Genomic DNA, 21951 nt, shown 5'->3' with positions numbered 1-21951 from the left:
AATAACTAGCATGTCCCCTATTAATCCAGACCAAAGTACCAGATCTTCCTTCGTTCCGTTTCTTTCTAATACGCAAGCACTAACCGATGACTCGTGTGAGAGCAGGGTGCAAATCGCTAATGGCCCAATGAGTAACGCGATCATGGGCAATAATAATACAACGAATCACCATATATATTTAACCTCTTCAAATCCAAAATTCGAAGAAACTTTAATCCAGGCGTTTGAAACGAGTCAGACAACGCAAAAAGAAGCGCTGCAGTCGATCCCTGAGCCTCTTGCGCTATTGGGTGAAAATATCAAAGACTTCAAGAAAGAGTATGAAAGGAGTTTAAAGGGCAGAGGAGAGTGGGATGTGCTGTCAATGTATGTTCCGATCCAGGGAATCAAGAAAGGTCGGCAGGGTGAAGAGAAGGTTGACCTTGAAGCAGAATTGGAGCGATTTTTTGCCTCAGAAGCAACCGTATTCTTACTGCAGGGTGTAGCGGGTACAGGAAAATCGACATTTAACCGTCATCTGGCCCTTAAAAAGCTGGAGGATTATCAACGCCTTTCTCAAACCCAAAGCGATCCGCCTCTCGTCTTTTTTATTGAGCTCAGAAGCATTAAAAATCCGAATGAAAAGATAATCGAACAGTTCTTACAAGGCAAAGGATTTGCATCGGAGCAGATTGAGGCTCTACGGACACATTCGCATCAACGCTGCATTTTCATTTTTGATGGGTATGATGAAATCAAGGAACGGAATCGCAATTTTTATGATTTGAATGAGTTATGGCGGTGGGAAAAGACGAAATTTGTCATTACGAGCCGCCCAGAGTATTTAGATGCGAATTATCAAACGTATTTCCATCCTAAAGGGGCTCGTGATGAATTGAGGGAAGTCTGGATGGCACCATTTTCTGCGGAGCAGAGGTCTCATTATATTCAAAATTATGTGAACACAAGCAATCCTCCGTGGACGGTAGAACAGTATGAGCAGGCATTAAGCAAGTTGACGACTTTAAGCAAGGAACTGGAGCGTCCGATCGTATTGCGTCTGCTGTTGCAGGTACTGCCTGGGCTAGGAAAAATGAATCAAAACCAGAAGGCTTTAACGCTAGGAGCGGTCTATGAGCATTATTTCCAGAAATGGTGGGGAAACTGGCAATCACGCCTGGGGGCAATTGAGTTAACGCGGAAGGAAGAAGAAGCGAAAGAAGAGCTGTGTGAGCGTAAAGGCGGATTTATACAACAAGGTTTTGCTTATATTCAGAATTGTGCAGTGGAGTTGACTCAAGCAAGTCTGATATCTGTTCAGGATAGTGAAGGTTTTAAAAATCGATACCAAAGCGTATACGAGGCTTTTTTTGCAGATGAAACTAAGATAGAAGAGCGTGCACAGAAACGATTATTACGCTTTAACGCACCGTTTCAGATAAAGCAAAAGCAGCACTATGAATTTTCGCATAAGTCGATGCAGGAGTATTTAGTAGCGCGAGCGATTTGTGCGCCTGATTTTGAAGCGATAGAACTTCATCCCGAAGATGTGCTGAATCAGCTTTCGTTGGTTAAAGAGCCCGTTATTTTAGATTTTCTGGTGGAGCGGGTGAAAGAGCAACCGCAGTTTAAGGCGCATCTTTATGCCTGGATAGAAGCTTCCAAAGACCCTCGTGCCTTTGTGACGGTGGGCGCTGCGAATGCGATCACGATATTTGTCAGAGCAGGTGTGCAGTTTATCGAAGCAGATTTAAAGGGAATTCGGATACCTGGTGCAGATTTGAGTAATGGGGTATTCGATTCAGCGCGGTTGCAAGGATCGGATTTTAGGGCAGTGAATTTTCGTCAGGCCTGGTTGCGCGGAGCGAATTTAAGCAAAGCGCAGATGGCGGGAGTGAAGTTTGGCGAATGGCCGACCCTGAAAGAAAAAAGCGCAGTGTATTCATGTGCTTATTTGCCGGATGGGAAAGCGTGTGCAGTGGGATTTTTAGATGGCAAGATTTGTGTGTACGACACGTCGAGCTGGGCAAATATCCACACCTTGCGGGGACATGAAAGTTTTGTTAAGAGCCTAGCGTATTCGCCGAATGGAATGCAGCTGGCGTCAGGAGGCAATGACAATACGGTGCGGTTGTGGGATGCACAAAAAGGACGGCCAGGCCCGATTCTGCATGGACATACCGGTAACGTTAATAGTGTGGCGTATTCGCCGAACGGAACGCAGCTGGCGTCAGGGAGTAATGACGGTACGGCGCGGCTGTGGGATGTGGAAAAAGGGGAGTCGAGTCTGATTTTGAGCGGGCATGCGGTTTGCGTTAATAGCGTAACGTATTCGCCGAACGGATTGCAGCTGGCATCAGGGGAGTATGGTGGGGTGCGGCTGTGGGATGTGCGAAGCGGAGAATTAGGCTTGATCTTGTGCGGACATAGAGGTGAGGTTCATTGCGTAGCGTATTCGCCGAACGGAACGCAGCTGGCATCAGGGGGACAGGACGGTACAGTGCGGTTATGGGAGGTGGAAAGGGGAGAGTTGGGCTTGACCTTGCGTGGACATGAACGTGGTGCAGTTATGAGCGTAGCGTATTCATCGAGCGGATCACAGCTGGCGTCAGGGGGGAGTGACGAGACAGTGTGGTTGTGGGATGTGAAAACAGGAGAAATGTGCTCAATCTTACGCGGACATACGGATTGGATTTATAGCATAGCGTATTCGCCAAACGGAATGCAGCTGGTGTCAGGGGGAGGGGAGGAGGTGCGGCTATGGAATGTGGAACGAGGAGAGTCTGGCCTGATCTCGCGCGGACATGAAAATGGGGTTAACAGCGTAGCATGTTCGCCAAACGGAACGCAACTGGCGTCAGGGAGCAATGACTGGACGGTGCGGCTGTGGGATGCGCAAAGTGGAGAAACGGGCCCAATTTTGCGTGGACATAAAGGCGCAGTTTGTAGCGTAGCATATTCGCCAAATGGAAGGCAGCTGGCGTCAGGGAGTTATGACCAGACGGTACGGCTGTGGGACCTGGAAAGAGGAGAAGCGGGACCGATCTTGCGAGGACATGAAAGAGGAGTTTCCAGCATAGCGTATTCACCGAACGGGTTGCAGCTGGCGTCAGGAGGCGATGACAATACAGTACGGCTGTGGGATGCGCAAACAGGGGAGCCGGGGCCGATCTTGCGGGGACATAAACGTGAGGTTTTAAGCGTAGCGTATTCGCCAAATGGGACTCAGCTGGCGTCAGGAAGCGGTGACAATACGGTGCGGTTATGGGATGTGGAAACAGGGGGGGTGGGCTCGATCTTACACGGACATGCATGTAGGGTTTCGAGCGCAGCATATTCGCCGAGTGGATCGCAGTTGGCGTCAGGGAGTTGGGACAAGACGATACGATTGTGGGACTTAAAAAGAGGAGAATCCGACCTGATCTTGCGTGGACATACGGGTTATGTTTCGAGCGTAGCATATTCGCCGAGTGGGTCGCAGCTGGCTTCAGGTAATTATGACAATACGGTGCGGCTGTGGGAAATATCTTCAGGTCAATGTTTAAGGATTATTCAAAGTTTTATTGGAAAAGTCCAAAGTGTAGTTTGGCAACAGCGGGTCGAAGGGGAGTATGTGTGGACGGGCAGCGCAGATAAGCTCGTACGCAAGTGGGAGGTAAAAAAAGAGGGAGAAGGATATAAGGCCAGGCTGGATTGGATGTCAGGGCACGCAGGGCTGATAGTAGGCGATGTTCTAATAGAAGGCGTAATAGGGTTAAGCGAAGTCCAACATAGGCTATTAAACCCGAGTGGCGCGCGCCCTCCAAAAAATGCAAGTGGATGGCTAGATTTTTTTCGAAGAAATGTAGGTTAAATACGAATTATTAAAAAGGAGCAGCCAGTATGTCGCCGGTTAATCTAAATCAGAGCACTCAACCTTCTTTAGCTTCATATATTCCTCAATTGGCTTCAGCTTTTTCTGATACGTAAGCACGAACCGATGATCCAAGTGAAAGCAACGTGCAAATCGGTAATGGTTTTATAAACAATTTAACCATTGGCAATCATAATACAGCGAATAACCATATATATTTAGCGGCGGCAGATTCGAAGTTGATAGAAACCCTGACGTTGCAGCATATTTTTTGCCTTGCTGCGGCTGTGGGATATTGCTTCGGGACACTGTCAAAAAGTGATTCAAGATTTTAACGGATTAGTGATGAGTGTTGCTTGGAAAGCGATCTCAGGCGGTAATTATTTATTGACCGGCGATGGGAATAATTTGGTTTGCCAGTGGCAGGTGATAAAAGAGGGAAACGAGTATTATACGCGCCTATGTTGGAGATCAATGCATACAAAGCTTACGGCGACGGATACTTTAATCGAAGATGTAAAAGGCCTCAGCGAAGGGGATTGCAGGTTATTAAAGCAGCGTGGAGCGATAATACGTTCCCGAGAGATGGCGGAGTAAATTATTTTGTGAGACGTTGCATTGAGGCACCTACCTTCGAAAGTATCCCATCGCATGAAATAGATTATTAAATCTTATTGATGGATTTTTTGTAACTGGTGATAAAACGCTTCTAGTTTTAGCGCTTGCTCGGGCCATTGCCAGCAGGTGTTGGCATTGAGAGCATTGGCGCTGTAAATCGCACAATTCAAGACAGTGAATTGATTTCACGTCAGTCTAAAGCTAAAGCGGCACTGCGTATATTGCGGAGCAAGCGCAGGGGTCAAAAATCTGCTAGAATCCATACCGCATAAGGCAAAGCGGGCGTCGTATAATGGTTATTACCTCAGCTTCCCAAGCTGAAGACGTGGGTTCGATTCCCATCGCCCGCTCCAATCTGTAATATTTTCTGCATGCTGCTCTCCGTAGTTCAATGGATAGAACGAGTGCCTCCTAAGCGCTAGATACAGGTTCGATTCCTGTCGGGGGGACCAGCGCTAGAGCTTGTCCCTTAATTGCTCCTGGCAATATAAAACAATCTGCATCTATTATTCATATATGTGAGTCAATCCAGGGGAAGTATTTCCCCTAGCTAGGAGACCGCTATGAAACAAGCGACTCTGCCACGTATTGTTTGGGTGTTAGGGGCAGTCAGTTTCTTCATGTCACTCTCTTTTGAGTTAGGCCATGTTTTATTGCCGATGTTACTGGTTGGCACAATGGGCATGAGTGTGACCGCGCTGGGCCTAATTGAAGGCATGGCCGATGCGATGAGTTTTATGATTAAAGTTCTGTCTGGCGTGCTCAGTGATTATCTTAAGCGGCGTAAATGGCTGGTATTATTAGGTTATGGCTTGGCGGCTTTAAGTAAGCCATTATTCCCCCTTGCGCATTTGCCCACTATGTTGGTGGCCGCACGTTTGCTTGAGAGTTTTGGTCGTGGTATTCGAAGTGCGCCAAGAGATGCATTGGTTGCAGATATATGCTCGCCTGCAGCGCGTGGCGCTTGTTTTGGTCTACGTCAATCAGCCAGTACTTTCGGCGCAGTTATGGGCGCGTTGCTGGCGCTGGGGCTGATGTTTTGGTCGGGGGAGAATATTCGGCTGATTCTTTGGTTTCCTATTCTCCCCGCATGGATTGCCGTGGCTCTAGTGCTTTTTGGGCTTCATGAGAAAAAGCGTGCACCGCATAAACCTTCTTTACAATCATTTCCTTTGCGCTGGCGGAAATTACGTAAGTTTTCAACGTACTATTGGCTAATCGTAACGATTATAGCGCTCTTCTCTATGGTGCAATTTAGGCCAGCCTTTATTCTGTTACTTGCGCAGCAAGCCGGCCTCGAGCCGAGGTGGATTCCTGGCATTATTGTAGTTATGTATTTGGTGTATTCATTGTCCGCTTATCCGATCGGCAAAATCTCGGACCGCATAGAGCGTGGGGTTTTGCTTGCTTGCGGCCTGGTGCTGATGATTCTAGCGGATCTGCTATTTGGGTTAGGTCATTCGCTCGCACTTTTGTTGCTTGGGGTTATCTTATGGGGCTTGCATATGGGATTTATCCATGGCATTTTAGCCGCGCTGCTAGCAGAAGCCGCGCCAGCAGAGTTACGCGGCACAGCATTTGGCATTTCTAATCTAACCAGCGGTGTATGCATGGTGATGGGAAGTGCCGGTGCCGGTTGGCTTTGGGATCATTTAGGGTCAGCGGCGAGTTTCTTAATAGGCGCTTTATTGACGCTGATTCCTTTATTGCTATGCTGGTTGATGCCGCACGCCAAAAAATTGGGGCGTAACAGTAGCAAACATTAAACACGATTGCTGTATTCCGCTGAATTACTTTTTGGGCCATTGCTTACTGACCCGCTCGGTACGTAGATAAAGCCGGAAACGTTCGTCGCGATCGGCCGGCCGGCGGCCTTCCCAGATGAGCTTCCAAACAAAAGGTGATAGTGAGGCGGGTGCGCCATAATCCCAGGTATCTTGACGGAGTAATACATCACAATCTTCGTTACCAAAGGCGAAACGCATTTTGCCGAAATAAGCAAAAGAGGCAATTTGCGCATCCCCTAAGCGCACCGGACTAATACATTGATAATCAGTGGGCAAGTGATTTGCAAGCTGGGTGGCCACATCCCGATAAGTTCGGCTGTAATTGACAAGCGGTAGCCATAATGTCATCAATAATACCCACATTAGCGTTGTGCCTGCGCTTGAGAGGACGACACTACGCCATAATGCTTTAGGGCGGCGCGCGAGTCGCCAATATACGAGAATGACCCAGCAGCCTGTGACAAATAGGGCAATAATAAATGCCGGAAGCCTAAATTCAGCCTGAAAACCAGGTGCAAACCGAGCTAAATTGTGCGCAATTTGAGTTGGGAAACCGGTTTGCTGCGCGATCCAAACCAGCCAGACAAATGAGCTAAGAATGGTAAAACTTAATAGCGCGAACCAATCAATTGCATTGATTGTGCCGCGCTTAAGAGTAGGCAAACCGAATGCAGCAAGCACCGACAGCGCAGGCAATAAGAGCAAAAAGAGCCGGTTCGTCTGATGGGTTTGTAGGGCAATCAATATAAGTAGCCCACTTATTACGGACAGCGCAATCATGATATGTGGTGCGCGCCGCAAACCTGCCCAACTATACCAAGACCATGCGGCAAGCGGCCAGGCTGGCCACGTGTAGAGCGGTAGGTTTTTTAAAGCGTAAAAAAGTGTGCTGACTGGAGAGCCAGAGAACGTGCGGAGATTGCCAAAGAGCCAGGCATATAAATAGGGGCTAGCCTCGCTGGTCAAGGCAATGTATGCGGCAAGCGGCCAAGCAAGCGCAATCAGAGTGAGCACCGGCACGCCAAGTGTGAAGAGCGCTTTGACACGCAGCTCGTGTGTCACGAGCATTAAGGCAAGGGTACTGATTAAGAGTGCAACCAGTAAAGGCGGATTAGCGGCAAGTAAGAGTAAGCCCAGTGCCAGACCCCAACAGAGCGCGCCTTGCTTAGGCTTATCTATGCAGCGGATGAGGCCGTAGAGCATCATCGCAATGCAAGCAAATTGTGTAATTTCAGGTGTGGTTTCATGACTGCGCTCGGCTAACCCAAAGCAGCCAAGCAGAATCAAGAGCGCGCCATCGGCCAGAGTGCGGCCGTAATCACGTGACGAAGGTTCGCCACCGAAAGCATATTTAAAGGGCTGAACTTCAGCGCGGCGGCCGAGTAGATAGCCGCTATGCCAGACAAAGGCGCAGCTCATGCACAGTAGACACACGGTGACAATATGCGTAGCGCCAACCGGACCTATCCAGCCGCCAAATATGCGTATGCTGATCGCACCGAGCCAATAAGCAAGAGGGCCGCTGCTGGTGATGGCTTTACCGGCTAGATTGGGCAATAGCCAGTCCTGCCAATGGCCATTGGCCAGCGTCCACATAATGCCGAAACCGGCCGCATCTTCGTTTTTCCATGGGTCGCGCCCAAATAGGCCAGTGACTGCATATACAATGCAAATAGCGAACAATAACCAGCGTGGCAATGTGCGCGTGGCGGTAGTCGTCAAACGAACAACGGCGGATTTCATGCGTGGCGATAAATCATTCAAGCAAAAAATAAATAAAAAAGGCAGCCTATGCGCTGCCTAGATCGCCTCTCGGTGTAAGCACTTGCTACACCGATGCCAAAGCTCTGTGTTTGAGCATTATGCGGGGTCTGAGGTTTTTGCCGATTTAGTGTAACTTGCGTATTTCCGGTTGAATTTTTCGACGGTTCCTTCACTGTCGACAATTTTATTTTGACCGGTATAGAAAGGGTGGGAGGCTGAAGAAATTTCCATCTTTGCAAGAGGGTATTCTTTGCCTTCGTATTGGGTTGTTTCCCGGGTGTGGATAGTCGAGCGAGTTAGGATTTTGTCGTTAGACGACATATCCATAAAGACGACCTCGCGGTATTCTGGGTGGGTATTTTCTTTCATATTCATTCCTTGCGTGGCGCAATCACTTCTGTCCGCGCCTCATTAACGCGGACTCCCTTGTTGCGCGAAAGCGATTTCAAAGTGGAAAACACATTATTATGCCAGAAAACTGGTTGCTTAATAAAGTAAAGGTTTAGTTTAAGCAACCTGATGCCTGTGCATAGTGGGTATTTATATCAAAATTATCCGCCGCGGCGCATTAGATCGAAAAATTCAGCGTTGTTCTTAGTCTGTTTAAATTTATCAAGCAAGAATTCCAATGCTTCAACTTCATCCATATCATGGATGAATTTACGCAGAACCCAAATCTTTTGTAGGATTTCTGGCTTGATGAGCAGTTCTTCGCGCCGGGTGCCTGATTTATTCAAATTGATTGCAGGATAGACTCGTTTTTCAGCCATGCGCCGCTCAAGATGAACTTCCATATTGCCGGTGCCTTTAAATTCTTCGTAAATCACATCGTCCATCCGGCTACCGGTTTCGATCAAGGCCGTACCAATGATCGTCAGCGAACCACCTTCTTCGATATTGCGCGCGGCGCCAAAGATGCGTTTGGGACGTTGTAGCGCATTGGCATCTACCCCACCGGTTAAAACCTTGCCTGAAGTTGGAACGACTGTATTATAGGCACGTGCTAAGCGAGTAATGGAATCAAGCAGAATCACCACATCATGCTTCATTTCGACTAAGCGTTTGGCTTTTTCAAGCACCATTTCAGCAACTTGTACATGGCGTGAAGCAGGTTCGTCAAAGGTTGACGCAACGACTTCACCGGCCACAGAGCGCTGCATTTCGGTGACTTCTTCAGGGCGCTCATCAATCAATAAGACGAACAGTTTAATATCTGGATGATTCGCCTTAATCGCATGAGCGATATGTTGTAGGATCACGGTTTTGCCTGACTTGGGCGAGGCCACAAGTAAACCGCGTTGGCCTTTACCGATGGGGGCGATCACATCGATGATCCGCCCCGTAATGTTTTCTTCGCCGCGCAATTCTCGCTCTAGTAAAAGCGGTTTATTCGGGTGGAGTGGCGTGAGGTTCTCAAACATAATTTTATGTTTTGAGGCCTCAGGGGGCTGGCCGTTGACTTTATCCACTTTCACAAGGGCGAAGTAACGCTCGCCATCTTTGGGGGTGCGGACTTCCCCTTCAATCGTATCGCCAGTATGTAAATTAAAACGTCGAATTTGTGATGGACTGATATAAATATCGTCGGGACTGGCTAAGTAGGAGGTTTCTGGCGAGCGTAAAAAGCCAAAGCCATCCGGTAACACTTCGAGCGTGCCATCACCAAAGATAGTTTCGCCTGTTTTTGCGCGCTTTTTTAAGATAGCAAACATTAATTCTTGTTTGCGCAGGCGGTTTGCGTTTTCAATTTCTAGGCCATTGGCCATTTCAATAAGGGCAGATACGTGTAAAGATTTAAGCTCAGATAAGTGCATAGGAATCCCGCTAGGGAGAAAACTTGTCGCTAAGGACTATAGAAAGAAAGAGCGAACGCTCAGGGAATCAAACGGTATGTAATTTTTCGCATTCTAGCATAATGTAGTCCGGCTACTCGGTTTTTTTTAGAAACTTTTTTGTGGCCGGTACAGTTTTAAGCAAATGCTAGCGTCAAAGATGGCTATCAAGAAACGAGGTCAGTTGGTGTTTCGATAAAGCGCCGACTTTTTGTGCAGCGACAGCACCATTCTTAAAGAGAATCAAGGTTGGAATGCCGCGTACGCCAAATTTTGCGGGTGTAGCTTGATTTTCATCAACATTGATTTTGGCAATATGCAAACGATCGCTGTAGGTGTGCGCAAGTTCATCCAGGATAGGCGCAATCTGTTTGCATGGGCCGCACCAATCAGCCCAAAAATCTAATAATACGGGCCGTTCTGCTTTGAGTACGTCTTCTTCAAAGGATGCGTCGTTAATAATCTTGATGAGTGGATTCATTGTGAATGTACCTCTTTCAACCTTGGAAATTGTGGCTAACCTATAAACAGGCGTTATCTTAGCCTAAATTGTTTAAGTTGTGAGAGGGTTTCATAAGCAAGCTAGGGTCTGCTTCGTTAGGTGTGCTACAGAAGGCCTCAGCTAGCCTAAAGCATGACCCCGAAAAAGATTCCAGACTTGAATGGGATAAATGGACTCACGCACTGGATTGTCAGGCTACGCAAGCCCCTGCAGCTTAGGCGGAACTACATGCGGATTTTGTGTCTCGAATTGTGCAGTTTTTCAATAACTGACCTGACGGATTGTATACTTCAGCGTCCCAACTCCAAGCCGTGTTGTCAGCGTTTGTAGGGCCGACGCGCTTTATGACCATATAGCCATATTGCTGATGCAAAATGTCGATGGCTTGGATCTCTACGTTGGGGGTTGGGGGAATCGGAGAATAGGGGAAAAAGTTAATATTTAGGCTTTGTAAATAGGGTATCCGTTCTGTTTGATCTGGGTAGTTCAATAGGGATTTGAGTAAGTCTGAATCATCCAACTGTGCGCCGGAAAATCCAATAATAAAATGCGAGGGGTGCGCCGAGAATTTAATATGCTGCCAGATATGAAAGTCACTCGCTAAGACAAGCTTGATTCCTGCTGGAAAAAGTTTTTTATTTTTGTCTAAAAAAACGGATCTGATTGACGTTCCTATATAAGGTTTTCCGATGTCGCCTGCTAGCGCTAATAGGGGGGTATGCATAAGTAAAATGTTGCGCCTGGCTTTTTGCGCGAGTTCTTCCATCTCCGTATACTGTTGCTGGTATTGGAAATAAGAATATTCACCGGGTTGAAAATTTTTAAAACGTGACTGGGCTGAATCAAAAACAATAAATTGTTCATGAACTCCGAGCGGGATAGCGTAAGGAGAGCTATAGTCGCCTGCATAGTGGCCTGCTTCAAACGGCTGGAGGCAATCCTGCTCGGGCTGTTCTGTTTGCCACGGCCGCGGATCTAAAAATCGCCACCACCCCTGTCCAGCAAGTTGGCAGCTCTCTCGGTTGCCGCGCACCATGATCCAAGGCGCGGCCTTTAATAAGGCATCTGCGGGTTCAAAAAAATCTTGATTCCAAGTGTCGAAATCCGCATGCTCTCCCGCTTTTGCTTGTCGGTAATGATAATCGCCAAGATGAATGACTAAGTCTAAATTAGGGGTTCGCGCTGCAGTTTGGGCAATCTTTTTAAATGGAATTTCACCATCGCATGATTGCCCTTTAGGGACTCGGCAGCCCGTATCCCCAATAATGACAATAGTCTGGGGAAATTCTTTGCCTAATCTTAATTCTTTGCCGCGAATCGATAGGGTTTTTGCCTCTGGTGTGAGCGGCTTTTCGCAGGTAAGCGGTAAATTATCCAAATTAGGCTGGTCCGGGGTGGTGGCTCGATCGCTTCTTGCCTGCCGCACGACCATATTGTGCTCTACTTCATTAATCTTAATCTTGGGGCATGTATCCCCCTTAGCGATTGCCCGGACGATGCGTTGGCCATTTGGACCTAATACGACGAAGGCTGAATGCAAGTCAGCGGGTGAAACGCTGACAGAGTTGGGATAATTCGAATCCTGGCCGCTACTGCCGTTGCCGCAAGCGGATAGTGCGACGATAAGTAAAAATCTAATTAAAACGAGCGAGATCAATGGATAACCAATGTGAGGGGGCATGATAAAACCACTTCCTTGAGTGAAATTCCTGGGCGAAGGTCCCGTTGCTATGAATGAAGAGTTTTAGGTAGGGGGGAATATTTGATAGAATGACGACGTTCAGTCGTACTTTCCATATTAGGTTACTTATTCCGTTATTTTTAGTGCAAAACTTCTAGCACCCTAGAGGCAGACTTAGATTTGTATAGCTGCGTCAGCAGGGTAGTGGAAGAAGCATGATTAGCAGAACCTTGAGCATACTCATACTCACGCACTTGGCTGAGTGTTTTTAATTAGGACAATTTGATTCCATGACCTCAAACATCAATATAGAAAACCTTGGCAAACTTGAGCGCAGCGCTCGTCTCCCTATCCAGAAAGAAGACGTGCAGCAAGAAATCAATCAACGTATTAGTAAGCTCGCGAAAAATTTCAAACACCCTGGGTTTAGACCGGGTAAAGCGCCACTCAAAATTGTCGCGCAACAGCACCAAGAGCGAGTTCAGGAGGAAGTGCTTTACACCAAAGCAAGCCAGGAATTGTCAGCCATTAGCCAAGCGCAAAATTTTAGAATTGCTGGGTTGCCAAACTTAGAAATCAGGAATGATTTGGCGGATGCCACTACTTATACGGTAGATGCAACCTTTGAGGTCTTTCCTGAAGTGAAAATGGGTGATTTATCTAATGTGCAAATTACTCGCACGACAACTAAGATTGGTGCGGAGCAGATTGATGCCACGCTTGATATGCTGCGTAAGCAGCGAGTCCACTATCATGTACGGGGCGAGGCTGACGCCCACGGCGATGGCGGCGGTGGGCTAGCTGCGCAAGCCGGAGATCGAGTGCACGTGGATTGGAATGGGGTGCTAGATGGCGAGCCGTTTAATGGCGGTTCTGCAGAAAATGTTGAACTGGTGCTGAATGAGAAAAAAGCAGACCAGAGCGAGCCCAAAAATCATCAGCAGCTGATTCTAGAGCAGTTTGAAAATGCAGTGCTGGGCCTTGAGCCAGGAAGCACCCGAGAATTTGATTTAAGCATTCCAGAGGACTATCAAGATAGCAAAATGGCTGGCAAAACAGCTCATATTACATTAACCCTCAAAAAAGTTGAGTGGCCGCATTACCCAGAAATCAATGCAGCATTTGTGCAAGCAATGGGCATTGAAAGCGGAGACGTGGCGAAATTGCGCGAGGCGATTCAGGAGAATCTTGAGCGCGAAGCGAAAAAGCGCACGCAATCACTACTGAAGCAGCAAGTCATGGATGCAATTATTGCTGCGACCGAGCTGGATGCGCCAAAAGTATTGGTGGCGGAAGCTCAACAGCAGTTGCTCGAAATAATGCACGCAAATTTGGAGCGGCGCGGCCTAGCCAAGGCGAAACGGCCATCGATTCCGGCTGAAATATTTCAAGCTCAGGCTGAGCGTCGCGTAAAGTTGGGCCTATTGCTCAATGAGTTAGTTCAAGCGCATAGTTTGCGGGTAAAGCCGGAGCAGCTTCGAGTTGAGGTTGAAGAGCGGGCTCAAGGTTATGCTGACCCGCAAGAAGCTGTGCGCTGGTATTATGCTGATCGTACGCGTTTAGCTGAAATAGAAAATGACCTTACGGAAGGCAATATCGTTGACTTTGTGCTGAATCAGGCCAAGGTCACGGATAAGGAGGTGAGCTTTGAGGAATTGGCGCAAGCAGCAACAGCGCAGTAAAATAGGTCCAAATAAGTTATAACTACAGCGTGTGGATAGAGTTAACCTTCTAGCGGATGCGCTGTGGTTATTTAAAAAGTGAATAAGGATGGCGTATGAGGTCTTACGGTGATTTAGCTGAGCAGCGGTTTACCCTAACTTCGAGTGGGTTTGATCCGCAAGCATTGGGCCTTGTGCCGATGGTTGTTGAAACCAGTGGTCGCGGCGAACGCGCTTATGATATTTACTCGCGTTTGCTTAAAGAGCGTGTGGTTTTTCTGGTTGGCGAAGTCAATGATCAGACCGCTAATCTGGTGGTTGCACAGTTGCTATTTCTTGAAAGCGAGAATCCGGACAAAGATATTAGCCTATATATTAATAGCCCAGGTGGTTCGGTCTCGGCAGGCATGGCGATCTACGATACCTTACAATTTATCAAGCCTGAAGTTTCCACCTTATGTTTGGGGCTAGCGGCTAGCATGGGCGCTTTTTTGTTGGCAGCTGGCGCGAAGGGTAAGCGTTTCGCGCTGCCGAATGCCCGTGTCATGATTCATCAGCCGTTAGGCGGTGCACGCGGTCAAGCCTCGGATATTGAAATTCAGGCACGTGAAATTCTTTATCTAAAAGAACGGCTTAACCAATTGCTGAGTTCTCATACTGGGCAAGCGGTTGAACGGATTGCGCGTGATACAGATCGTGACAATTTTATGTCGGCTGACGATGCCAAAGTCTACGGTTTGATTGACCAGGTCTTGTATAAACGTATTTAATACCTATTTAACCCCATATTGGGTTCAATCGTAGGTTGTGTAGATAATTAGAGTGCTGGCGAAAATAGCCTGCACTTATTTCACTGTCCGGAGGGATTCGTCGATGGCGGACAACAAAACTTCTAGCAACGATAGAGTGCTTTATTGCTCGTTTTGTGGCAAAAACCAGCATGAAGTCAAAAAATTGATTGCTGGTCCATCTGTGTTTATTTGTGATGAGTGCATTGATTTATGCAATGACATTATCCGTGAAGAGCTTGCTGGGACAACCAGCGAGGCCAACTTGGCTAAATCAGCTTTGCCAAGTCCTAAAGAAATCAGTGAAATCCTTGATCAATATGTGATTGGGCAAGAGCGCGCAAAAAAAATTCTCGCCGTTGCGGTTTACAATCACTACAAAAGACTCAAGCATATTGATAAAAAAGACGAAGTTGAGCTAGCTAAGAGCAATATTTTGTTGGTGGGCCCAACCGGATCAGGCAAAACCTTGCTGGCGCAAACGCTTGCGCGTTTACTTAATGTTCCGTTTGTGATGGCTGATGCAACGACGCTAACAGAAGCGGGTTACGTTGGTGAGGATGTTGAAAATATTATCCAGAAGTTATTGCAAAACTGTAACTACGAAGTTGAAAAAGCTCAAAAAGGCATCGTTTATATCGACGAGATCGACAAGATTAGTCGTAAATCAGCTAATCCATCGATTACCCGCGATGTATCGGGTGAAGGCGTGCAGCAGGCTTTGTTAAAACTGATTGAAGGAACCATGGCATCCGTTCCGCCACAAGGTGGACGTAAGCATCCCAATCAAGATTTTATTCAAGTCGATACAACCAATATCTTGTTTGTTTGCGGTGGCGCTTTCGATGGCCTTGAAAAGGTGATTATCGACCGTACTGAAAAAACAGGGATTGGTTTTGGCGCTACGCTCAAAAGCAGTCAAGAGCGCGATGCGGGCGAAGTTTTGCTTGAGGTTGAACCGGAAGATTTGATCAAGTTCGGCTTGATTCCCGAATTGATTGGCCGTCTGCCGGTCGTGGCGACGCTCAGCAAACTGGATGAGACAGCGTTGGTCAAGATTCTGGTTGAACCGAAAAATGCAGTGATTAAGCAATACCATAAACTTTTTGCGATGGAGAATGTCGTACTTGAAATCCGGCCTGCCGCATTGCAAGCGATTGCCCGCAAAGCCATTCGCCGTAAAACTGGCGCGCGCGGCCTGCGCTCAATTTTAGAGCAGGCCCTGCTAGATACAATGTATGAATTACCGATGCTAAAAGGTGTGAGCAAAGTCATTATTGATGAAAATACGATTGAAGGCGAAGGTAAGCCCTTGCTCATTTATGAGGAATCGCAATCCTTAGTTGCTAATCAGAGCGCCGGCTAAGATGGCCATGACTCTCTATTTGTAAAAGTGGCTCAATCGATTTTACCTATAGGAAAATAAAATGCCAGGAATTCAACTCCTTCCATCAGAGCCCATCATGTTACCGTTGCTTCCATTGCGCGATGTGGTGGTTTTTCCGCACATGGTGATTCCATTATTTGTTGGGCGTCCCAAATCCATTAAAGCACTCGATGCTGCAATGGAAAACGGCAAGCGGATTATGCTTGTGGCGCAAAAAACGGCTGGCAAAGATGAACCGGCGGCGCATGATATGTATGAGATTGGTTGCGTGGCGCATATCCTGCAAATGCTTAAGCTTCCTGATGGCACAGTTAAAGTGCTGGTTGAAGGGCTGCAGCGCGCGAAGGTTCTGTCAATCCTGTCAGTTGAAGAGCAAGATGCGCAGTTTTTTTGCACGACGCAACCCCTTGCGCCAGAGCATGCTGAAAGCGCGCAGACTGAAGCGCTGCGCCGCGCGCTCATTTCGCAGTTTGAGCAGTATCTGAAGCTGAACAAGAAGTTGCCGCCGGAAATTCTAACGTCACTGGCTGACATTGATGAAGCTGGCCGCTTAGTGGATACAATTGCAGCTCATCTACCGCTTAAACTTGAACAAAAACAACGGGCACTCGAAACCTTTTCAGTGCTTGAGCGGTTTGAGCATTTGCTGGCGCAGCTAGAAGCAGAAATTGATATTTTGCAGGTAGAAAAGCGGATTCGCGGCCGCGTAAAGCGCCAAATGGAAAAAAGTCAGCGCGAATATTATCTGAATGAACAAGTTAAAGCGATTCAAAAAGAATTAGGCGAAGGGGAAGAGGGGGCTGATCTTGAAGAAATTGACAAGCGCATTACCTCTGCGCGCATGCCTAAAGAAGCTAAAAAGAAAGCCCAAGCTGAACTGAAAAAATTAAAGCTGATGTCACCTATGTCGGCGGAAGCAACTGTGGTGCGCAATTATATTGATACGCTGATTAACTTGCCGTGGCGCAAAAAAAGCAAGGTCAATAATCATTTGCCTCATGCAGAAAAAGTCCTAGATGAAGACCACTATGGTCTGGAGAAAGTCAAAGAGCGGATCCTTGAGTATCTTGCAGTGCAACAACGGGTTGATAAAGTCAAAGCGCCTATTCTATGCTTGGTTGGGCCGCCTGGAGTTGGCAAGACCTCGCTTGGCCAATCGATTGCGCGCGCGACAAACCGCCAATTTGTCCGCATGGCTTTAGGTGGCGTGCGTGATGAGGCAGAAATTCGCGGCCACCGACGCACGTATATTGGCTCGATGCCAGGTAAAATTTTACAAAGCTTAACCAAGGCCGGGGTGCGTAACCCATTATTCTTGTTAGACGAAGTTGACAAGTTGGGGATGGATTTTCGGGGTGACCCTTCATCGGCGCTGCTGGAAGTGCTAGATCCTGAACAAAATCATACCTTCGCAGATCATTACGTTGAAGTTGATTTTGATCTATCCGATGTGATGTTTGTGGCAACTTCGAATTCACTGAATATTTCGCCGCCATTGCTTGATCGGATGGAAGTTATTCGGCTCTCAGGTTATACGGAAGACGAGAAGGTCAATATTGCGCAACGTTATCTGATGCCTAAGCAAAAACGCAATAATGGCCTGCAAGAGGGGGAGCTTGAGCTGGCGGAAGAAGGGATTCGCGACATCATCCGCTACTATACTCGCGAGGCAGGCGTGCGTTCGCTTGAGCGCGAAATCTCAAAAATTTGTCGTAAGGTCGTCAAGACCTTGCTGTTACAAAAAGAGCTGAAAAAAACCACCAGCACAATCATCGTTGACAGCGCTAACCTCAGCGTTTTCCTGGGCGTGCGTAAATATGACTTTGGCTTGGCGGCAAAAGAAAACCAAGTGGGTCAAGTAACCGGCCTAGCTTGGACCGAGGTGGGGGGCGATTTACTCACCATTGAGGCTGCCGTGATGCCTGGTAAAGGCAACGTGTTGCGCACGGGTTCCCTCGGCGACGTGATGAAGGAGTCGGTTGAAGCTGCGCGTTCTGTCGTGCGTTCGCGCTCGCGACGCTTAGGCATAACGGATGAAACTTTTGAAAAAAAGGATATTCATATCCATGTGCCTGAAGGCGCCACACCGAAAGATGGGCCATCGGCTGGCATCGCAATGGCGACAGCGCTGGTTTCCGCACTCACGGGTATTGCAGTGCGCGCGAATGTGGCGATGACCGGTGAAATTACACTGCGCGGAGAAGTCTTGCCGATTGGCGGACTCAAAGAAAAACTGTTGGCGGCGCATCGTGGCGGCATTAAACTGGTCCTGATTCCAGAAGAAAATGTAAAAGATTTGGCCGAGATCCCAGACAATGTGAAGAGCCACATTGAAATTGTGCCAGTACGCTGGTTCGATAAAGTACTCGAGCTAGCGCTTGAGCGTTTACCGACTGCGCGGCCGGAAGAAGAGCTGAAAAATGAAGCGGTCAAGGAAGTACCATTGCCTGCGACAGTAACCCAAGGAGTCGTCAAGCATTAATCAGAAATTTTTGGTTTTCCGGTCTTTTAGGGCTGGTCAGCTTAAACAGAATGCGGTAAACTAATCGTCTTTGCAAGGTTGCAGATTAAGTAGAGTTTTGCTGCAATCTTGCTATAGTCTCCGATGGAATTGGGTGCTTAGCTCAGTTGGTAGAGCGGAGCCCTTACAAGGCTTAGGTCGGGAGTTCGAGCCTCTCAGCACCCACCAATCCCATCACAGAAGTATTTTAGAATGACTCGCCCCGAAGTTCTTGCTGGGCAAAATGATCCCATCTTCGGCTCTCGCTTCTCTGATCTTTCACTTCTATGTTCGACTTCATTCGCAATCACAAACGTCTCATGCTGGTCTTCTTGGCTTTGCTTATCGTGCCGGGCCTTGGCTTGGTCGGCGTGCAAGGTTTTCGCGGGTTTTTTGATAATAGCGCTAATGTAGCCGAAGTAGGCGGCTCCAAGATAACGCGGCAAGAATACGATGCGCTCCTGAAAGAGCAGCTTGAGCGGATGCGCGAAATGTTTGGTGGGGCCGTTGATACAGCGGCAGTGGATACGCCTGTGCTGCGCCGGATTCTGCTAGATAGCTTGATTCAGCAACGGATCTTGGCTGATGAAGCAAAGCGTCGGCGCTTAAGCGCCTCTGATGAAGCTGTGCGTCAAACCATTTTAGACATTCCAGCGCTTGGAGCATTGCGTAAATCAGATGGGTCAATCGATACCGAACAATATCGTGAACTTCTGGCCAAACAGGGCATGACACCTGAGCAATTTGACGCTCGCGTGCGCCGCAGTTTAGCGATCGCTCAGATTAGCGATAGTATTGAAGCGAGTGCTCTAGCGCCCAAGAGTTCGGCGGAGCAGTTAGCTCAGTTATCGATGCAGCAGCGCAAAGTGCGCGAATTGGCTTTTCATCCACTGGATTATAGTGCGGAAGTGAAACTGACTGAGGAGCAATTAAAGCAATATTATGATGCGCATCAGCAAGAATTCGAAACGCCGGAAACCGCTACGATAAGTTACGTAGTTTTAAGCGCTGAGATACTTTCCGCTAGCATCGCGCCAAGCGAAGACGAGCTGAAAAAAGCCTATCAAGATAACCTCGCAGCTTATCAAACGGCTAAGCAAGTGCGCGCTAGCCATATCCTGATTGCGATACCTAAAGACGACGCTAAAGCGGCTCCTAAGGCGAAAGCAAAAGCGGAAGCGTTGCTGGCCCAACTACGCAAGCAACCCGGACAATTCGCCGAAATTGCGCGGAAGGAATCTCAGGACCCTGGCTCTGCAGCCAGAGGTGGCGATCTGGGTTATTTTAGTGTGGGCATGATGGTCAAGCCATTCGAAGAGGCGGCGTTTAAGCTCAAGCAAAATGAAATGAGCGGCTTGGTGCAGTCGGATTTTGGCTACCATATTATTAAAGTGACGGAGATTAAACCCGCACAGACCCGGCCCTTGAGTGAAGTCAAAGAGAGCCTGCTCAGTGACTTGAAAAAGCAGCAAGCTGCGCAGCGCTTTGCTGCTGCGGCGGATCAGTTTTCTAACTTAGTCTATGAACAGACTAACAGTCTGGCGCCAGCGGCTGAGAAATTTAATTTAGTGCTGCAAACAGCGACCGTGGCGCGGCAAGCGATGCCAGCGCCGGCGGCGGTTCCTGCGTTGGCTAACCCCCAATTTCTGGCGGCGGTATTTGATAGTGAAACACTTAAAGGCAAACATAATACAGCGGCCATTGATGTGGGCGACAATACGTTGATTGCGGCGCATGTCACAGCGCACAAGCCAGCGTCAGTGCTACCGTTTGAAGCGGTTAAGCAGGGCGTGCGGCAGAAAGTAACGTTGCTACAAGCGGCTGAATTGGCGCGTAAGGCGGGCGAAGAAAAGCTGACTCATTTGCGGCACTCTAAGTCGGTTGAGGGTTTTTCGCCCGTGATTCAGCTCTCGCTAGCTGGCGCGAAAGGGTTAACGCCTGCGGCCGTGAGCGCCATCTTCAAAGCGGATACGCAACAACTGCCGCAATACGTGAGCGCGATACTAGGGGGGGGAATTTATGCGATTTATCGTGTCGAGTCGCTCAGCGCACCCCCCGCGATTGAGCCGCAACGGCTTACCGCTTTGCAGCAGCAATTGGCGCAGTTGACCGGGCAGCTTGAGTTAAACGCGTATCTTGCATCGCTACGTGCGCGCTCAAAAGTCAAAATTTACGAAACAGAAAAAGCGGCTGCTGGCGAATAAAACCAACAGAAAGCAGCACCTTCCTCATATTGGGGCCTGGCCGCTAAAGCTAGGCCCCTTGTCTTTTGTTATCTAGCGCTCAAAACGTGTAGGCGAGAGCGCCATCAACGTATCCGCATCGAGCTCACAAGCCTGGCCCGTGAGTTGATCCGCTAATGCCTTCGCGGCCCCGCAAGTCAGCGCCCAGCCTACTGGCCCATGGGCGAGATTAACCCAAAGCCGTGGATGAGCCGTGGCTCCTACAATTGGCAAGCCATCGGGCGATAAAAGCTTCTGGCCATCCCAATAACTGCCGGTGGACAGTTTAGTGATCCCGGGCAGCCAATTGTGCACAGCGTGCGCTACTTTATTCAGGGTTTGTTGGCGCAGTGTGTGATTTAGGTTGAATTGAGCTTGCTTAAGGCGAGGGCCTACAATGCCGCCAGCCACGCGCAGCCGATTATTGAAACGTGCCATCGTAATATGCTGTACCGTATCAATCAGCGTGAGATGAGGCGCACGCTCTTCATAAGCAATTGGAGCAATGATGGTATGCAGCTGCATCAGTTGCAACGGTAAGCGTACCCCAGCCTGGGCCAGCAATGGCAAGCTGCCAGTGCCCGCTGTAAGCACAATCGCATCGGCTGTCATGCTTTCAAACGTCTGGTTGGGCAAGCTGCTTAAAGCGCTAGCAGAATGGTGATGCGGTGGCTCGAGCTCAACTCGCGCTAGCGCAGGATCAATGCGTGCAACTTTGCGGCCAAGTAAAAAACGTACCCCCGCTTCTTCAAGTACTTGCTTCAGCTGTTTTGCAAAAAGCGGGCAATTCGCACTGCGATCATCGGGTAACAAGATGCCGCCTGCAAGTGGCGGCTGCAGCGGTATCGAAGGCTCTGCTTGGTAGCATTCTTCGGCATTAAGCAATTGGTACGGATGTTCGTGCTGTTTCAAAAATAAGAGCGCGGGTGCGATTCTCTTAAGCTCGGAAGCATGCCGAAATAAATGCAAAATACCGGTTCTTTGCTCAAACTCAAATGCATGGCGGGTTTCAATTTCTGCCAGCGTAAGAGAAGATAGATCGATCAGAGGTTTGAGGCGAGCATAGCGCGCTAGACACTGCTCGCTGCTAGGTTGCTTGAAAAAGCGGCGGGTCCAACTGCAATTCCGCAGATTTTTGCTAAAGCGCACTCGCGTAGATTCTCCACCCAACCAAGCGGGCCATGAGCTAAACGAAAGCTCTGGACCGAACCAAGTATCAAATGGTGTGGGTAAGATGACGCCGCCGTGGCCAAAACTGGCTTTTTGGGCAACCGTTGTTTGTCGTTCAATGACGCAAACACGGTGACCGGCGGTATGCAGGCTGTAAGCCGTGGTGATGCCAGCGATGCCAGCGCCAATAACAATAATATCCATAAG

At 48.4% G+C, this 21951-nt stretch carries 13 protein-coding genes and 3 tRNA genes; 10 read left to right on the top strand and 6 right to left on the bottom strand.

Features of this window, described 5'->3' with window-relative positions; all coding sequences use genetic code 11:
- Positions 1–10 precede the first annotated feature (10 nt).
- The 4 genes from MPB2EB_RS05175 (at position 11) to MPB2EB_RS05155 (ending at position 6216) form a co-directional block, all read left to right on the top strand.
- Entirely contained in the window at positions 11–3832 is a 3822-nt protein-coding gene (locus MPB2EB_RS05175) for an NACHT domain-containing protein (RefSeq protein WP_185181300.1), read from the top strand.
- A gap of 896 nt (positions 3833–4728) precedes the next feature.
- Positions 4729–4803, top strand: a tRNA-Gly gene (locus MPB2EB_RS05165).
- Positions 4804–4827: 24 nt separating this feature from the next.
- A tRNA-Arg gene (locus MPB2EB_RS05160) sits at positions 4828–4902 on the top strand.
- Positions 4903–5013: 111 nt separating this feature from the next.
- Positions 5014–6216 carry an MFS transporter gene (locus MPB2EB_RS05155; RefSeq protein ID WP_185181298.1) on the top strand — a complete coding sequence of 401 codons (1203 nt, stop codon included), beginning with the start codon at positions 5014–5016 and terminating at the stop codon, positions 6214–6216.
- Between the two features lie 24 nt (positions 6217–6240).
- Here MPB2EB_RS05155 and MPB2EB_RS05150 read toward each other — a convergent pair whose 3' ends face one another.
- The 5 genes from MPB2EB_RS05150 to MPB2EB_RS05130 form a co-directional block, all read right to left on the bottom strand.
- Positions 6241–7980, bottom strand: a complete 1740-nt coding sequence (locus MPB2EB_RS05150) for a glycosyltransferase family 39 protein (RefSeq protein WP_185181297.1) — start codon at positions 7978–7980, stop codon at positions 6241–6243.
- A gap of 117 nt (positions 7981–8097) precedes the next feature.
- Entirely contained in the window at positions 8098–8370 is a 273-nt protein-coding gene (locus MPB2EB_RS05145; RefSeq protein ID WP_185181296.1) for a type B 50S ribosomal protein L31, read from the bottom strand.
- A 182-nt stretch (positions 8371–8552) separates the two neighbouring features.
- Positions 8553–9815 (bottom strand): transcription termination factor Rho, encoded by a 1263-nt coding sequence (rho, locus tag MPB2EB_RS05140; RefSeq protein WP_185181295.1) that lies wholly within the window; start codon positions 9813–9815, stop codon positions 8553–8555.
- Between the two features lie 172 nt (positions 9816–9987).
- Positions 9988–10314 carry a thioredoxin TrxA gene (gene trxA / locus MPB2EB_RS05135; RefSeq protein ID WP_185181294.1) on the bottom strand — a complete coding sequence of 109 codons (327 nt, stop codon included), beginning with the start codon at positions 10312–10314 and terminating at the stop codon, positions 9988–9990.
- A gap of 235 nt (positions 10315–10549) precedes the next feature.
- Positions 10550–12016, bottom strand: a complete 1467-nt coding sequence (locus MPB2EB_RS05130) for a metallophosphoesterase (protein WP_185181293.1) — start codon at positions 12014–12016, stop codon at positions 10550–10552.
- Positions 12017–12306: 290 nt separating this feature from the next.
- Between MPB2EB_RS05130 and tig the strand changes: the two genes are divergently transcribed.
- The 6 genes from tig to MPB2EB_RS05100 all read left to right on the top strand — a co-directional run bounded on the left by tig (position 12307) and on the right by MPB2EB_RS05100 (position 20556).
- Positions 12307–13698 (top strand): trigger factor, encoded by a 1392-nt coding sequence (gene tig, locus MPB2EB_RS05125; RefSeq protein ID WP_185181292.1) that lies wholly within the window; start codon positions 12307–12309, stop codon positions 13696–13698.
- Positions 13699–13793: 95 nt separating this feature from the next.
- Positions 13794–14447 carry an ATP-dependent Clp endopeptidase proteolytic subunit ClpP gene (clpP, locus tag MPB2EB_RS05120; RefSeq protein ID WP_185181291.1) on the top strand — a complete coding sequence of 218 codons (654 nt, stop codon included), beginning with the start codon at positions 13794–13796 and terminating at the stop codon, positions 14445–14447.
- A 103-nt stretch (positions 14448–14550) separates the two neighbouring features.
- Positions 14551–15831, top strand: a complete 1281-nt coding sequence (gene clpX / locus MPB2EB_RS05115) for an ATP-dependent Clp protease ATP-binding subunit ClpX (RefSeq protein WP_185181290.1) — start codon at positions 14551–14553, stop codon at positions 15829–15831.
- A gap of 61 nt (positions 15832–15892) precedes the next feature.
- A complete protein-coding gene (gene lon, locus MPB2EB_RS05110; protein WP_185181289.1) occupies positions 15893–18334 on the top strand; it encodes an endopeptidase La in 2442 nt (813 codons plus the stop codon).
- 131 nt (positions 18335–18465) lie between these two features.
- Positions 18466–18541, top strand: a tRNA-Val gene (locus tag MPB2EB_RS05105).
- Positions 18542–18639: 98 nt separating this feature from the next.
- Complete coding sequence (locus tag MPB2EB_RS05100; protein WP_185181288.1) at positions 18640–20556, top strand: SurA N-terminal domain-containing protein; 1917 nt, start codon at positions 18640–18642, stop codon at positions 20554–20556.
- 72 nt (positions 20557–20628) lie between these two features.
- Here the strand turns inward: MPB2EB_RS05100 and MPB2EB_RS05095 are convergent, their stop codons facing one another.
- Positions 20629–21948, bottom strand: a complete 1320-nt coding sequence (locus MPB2EB_RS05095) for an FAD-dependent oxidoreductase (protein ID WP_185181287.1) — start codon at positions 21946–21948, stop codon at positions 20629–20631.
- Between the last annotated feature and the right edge of the window lie 3 nt (positions 21949–21951).

Source organism: Mycoavidus sp. B2-EB (genome assembly GCF_014218255.1).
Classification (GTDB): domain Bacteria; phylum Pseudomonadota; class Gammaproteobacteria; order Burkholderiales; family Burkholderiaceae; genus Mycoavidus.
The sequence above is the reverse complement of the archived record's forward strand: the minus strand, read 5'-3'. Positions and strand labels throughout refer to the sequence as shown.

Excerpts from the sequence above, each read along its gene's own strand:
- MPB2EB_RS05175 (WP_185181300.1), top strand. The coding sequence starts at position 11 with ATGTCCCCTATTAATCCAGACCAAAGTACCAGATCTTCCTTCGTTCCG.
- MPB2EB_RS05155 (WP_185181298.1), top strand. The coding sequence starts at position 5,014 with ATGAAACAAGCGACTCTGCCACGTATTGTTTGGGTGTTAGGGGCAGTC.
- MPB2EB_RS05150 (WP_185181297.1), bottom strand. The coding sequence starts at position 7,980 with ATGAAATCCGCCGTTGTTCGTTTGACGACTACCGCCACGCGCACATTG.
- MPB2EB_RS05145 (WP_185181296.1), bottom strand. The coding sequence starts at position 8,370 with ATGAAAGAAAATACCCACCCAGAATACCGCGAGGTCGTCTTTATGGAT.
- rho (WP_185181295.1), bottom strand. The coding sequence starts at position 9,815 with ATGCACTTATCTGAGCTTAAATCTTTACACGTATCTGCCCTTATTGAA.
- trxA (WP_185181294.1), bottom strand. The coding sequence starts at position 10,314 with ATGAATCCACTCATCAAGATTATTAACGACGCATCCTTTGAAGAAGAC.
- MPB2EB_RS05130 (WP_185181293.1), bottom strand. The coding sequence starts at position 12,016 with ATGCCCCCTCACATTGGTTATCCATTGATCTCGCTCGTTTTAATTAGA.
- tig (WP_185181292.1), top strand. The coding sequence starts at position 12,307 with ATGACCTCAAACATCAATATAGAAAACCTTGGCAAACTTGAGCGCAGC.
- clpP (WP_185181291.1), top strand. The coding sequence starts at position 13,794 with ATGAGGTCTTACGGTGATTTAGCTGAGCAGCGGTTTACCCTAACTTCG.
- clpX (WP_185181290.1), top strand. The coding sequence starts at position 14,551 with ATGGCGGACAACAAAACTTCTAGCAACGATAGAGTGCTTTATTGCTCG.
- lon (WP_185181289.1), top strand. The coding sequence starts at position 15,893 with ATGCCAGGAATTCAACTCCTTCCATCAGAGCCCATCATGTTACCGTTG.
- MPB2EB_RS05100 (WP_185181288.1), top strand. The coding sequence starts at position 18,640 with ATGTTCGACTTCATTCGCAATCACAAACGTCTCATGCTGGTCTTCTTG.
- MPB2EB_RS05095 (WP_185181287.1), bottom strand. The coding sequence starts at position 21,948 with ATGGATATTATTGTTATTGGCGCTGGCATCGCTGGCATCACCACGGCT.